A 1,532-nucleotide genomic window follows, 5' to 3' on the forward strand; every position below is an offset into this window, starting at 1 on the left:
GACAGAGCCGTGGACGACTCCTCGGGCATCTGGTCGTCGCGGACCACGTCCCGGTAGATCCTCAGGTCCGTTCGCTGCCCGCGCATGAGCATGAACGCCGCATGCGGGGAGAACGAGCCGGACGCGGTCCCCTGTCCGTCGACGGTGAGGCGCAGCAGGCCGTAGCACAGCCATGGCGACTCCCACGGGGTGAGGATCACACCGCCCGGTCGGGTCTGGGCGATCCAGGCGGGCGGGATCGTGCGGACCGAGCAGGTGGCGAGGACGCGGTCGTAGGGGCCGCCGTCCTGGTGGCCTTGGGCGCCGTCGGCGCAGAGCACGCGGGGCTCCAGGCCGGCGTCCTTCAGCCGGTTCGCCGCCTGTGCCGACAGCGTCTGGTCCACCTCGATCGTGGTGAGCTGCCCGGGGCCGAGCCGGTGTGTGAGGAGGCCGGCGTTCCAGCCCGTACCGGTGCCGATCTCCAGTACGCGGTGGCCGGGTGCCACGTCCAGCATGTCGAGCATGCGGAAGACGATGGACGGGGCGGACGCCGAGCAGGATGGCCACCGGTCGCCTGGCTCGGCCGTCTGGCCGTCGTTGACCTGCGTGACCACGGAGTCGTCCGCATAGACGTGGCGCAGCCAGGCCTGCGGGTCGTCGTGGCGTGAGCATTCCTCCAGGTCGTCGCCGACCCAGAGGGTGTCCGGCAGGAACGGGTGGCGGGGCACCGCCCGGAAGGCGTCTTCCCAGGCCGGGGTGAGTGGAGCGCCGAGGTCTTCGCGGACGGAGGCGAGCAGGCCGCGCATGGCGGCCTGCTCATCTTCTGGGAGCCGTGTCATCCGGCGGCCTCTACTTCCCCTTGTGTTTCGGCTCGGGCTTGGGGCTTTTGGTGTCCGAGGACGGCTTGGAGGTTCCGGGGTCCTTGCCGCCCGCGTGCTTGCCGTCGCCGCCGCTGCCGCCCTTGCCCGTTCCCCAACCCATGTGAGACCTCCCGTGCTCGGTGCGCTGTCGGACGTGCCGGATGTGCCCCTGCGGCCGCGACGGCCGTCATCTGCGCCGGGTTCGTCGCTGTGCGTGCGAGGGCGGTGTCAGCATCCAGAGGGCGGGGGTGAGAGGGCAAGAAATGTGCACCGGCTTGCACGTCGTCATCCGAGTGCGTCGATGGCGTTGGTGATCAAGGTGCGGGCCGGGCTGCCGTAGACGGCCATGCGGTCGAGTTCCGTGAAGATCCGGGCGTAGGTGGCGATCTCGCTGGGCTGCGTCAGGGTGAGCTGCGCGGTGGAGAGTTCGACGACGACCTGTTCGTCATCGAAGATCCAGAAGCCTTCGCCCGGCCACATGGTCCGCAGTCTGTTCATGGGGATGATGCCGAGCCGCACGTGCTGGCGTACCGAGACGGTCATCAAGTAGGCGAGCTGGTCCGCCATGACGTCGGCGTCCGCGAAGCGATGATCCACGACGTCCAGGTCTTCGGCCTGGACCGGACGGACGTGCCCAGGCTGGAGCTGCGGCGCGACTAGGGATCAGGGGCCGACGGGCGTGCGGCGGTGCCG

At 69.9% G+C, this 1,532-nt stretch carries 4 protein-coding genes; 1 reads left to right on the forward strand and 3 read right to left on the reverse strand.

Features of this window, described 5'->3' with window-relative positions; translation table 11 throughout:
• From AB0O29_RS35830 to AB0O29_RS35840, 3 genes are all read right to left on the reverse strand, one after another.
• Nucleotides 1–818, reverse strand: an 818-nt coding sequence (locus AB0O29_RS35830) for a methyltransferase domain-containing protein (protein WP_365160601.1), incomplete at its 3' end; no start/stop codon positions are given.
• A gap of 10 nt (nt 819–828) precedes the next feature.
• On the reverse strand, nt 829–960 hold the full coding sequence (locus AB0O29_RS35835) for a hypothetical protein (RefSeq protein ID WP_365160604.1): 132 nt from the start codon (nt 958–960) through the stop codon (nt 829–831).
• Between the two features lie 164 nt (nt 961–1,124).
• Nucleotides 1,125–1,406 carry a Scr1 family TA system antitoxin-like transcriptional regulator gene (locus AB0O29_RS35840; RefSeq protein WP_365160607.1) on the reverse strand — a complete coding sequence of 94 codons (282 nt, stop codon included), beginning with the start codon at nt 1,404–1,406 and terminating at the stop codon, nt 1,125–1,127.
• On the opposite strand from AB0O29_RS35840, the gene AB0O29_RS35845 reads away from it, so the two are divergent.
• Entirely contained in the window at nt 1,359–1,499 is a 141-nt protein-coding gene (locus AB0O29_RS35845) for a hypothetical protein (protein WP_365160610.1), read from the forward strand. The genes AB0O29_RS35840 and AB0O29_RS35845 overlap by 48 nt on opposite strands.
• Nucleotides 1,500–1,532: the final 33 nt, after the last annotated feature.

Source organism: Streptomyces sp. NPDC089915 (assembly GCF_040684675.1).
In the GTDB taxonomy this organism is placed as follows: Bacteria; Actinomycetota; Actinomycetes; order Streptomycetales; family Streptomycetaceae; genus Streptomyces.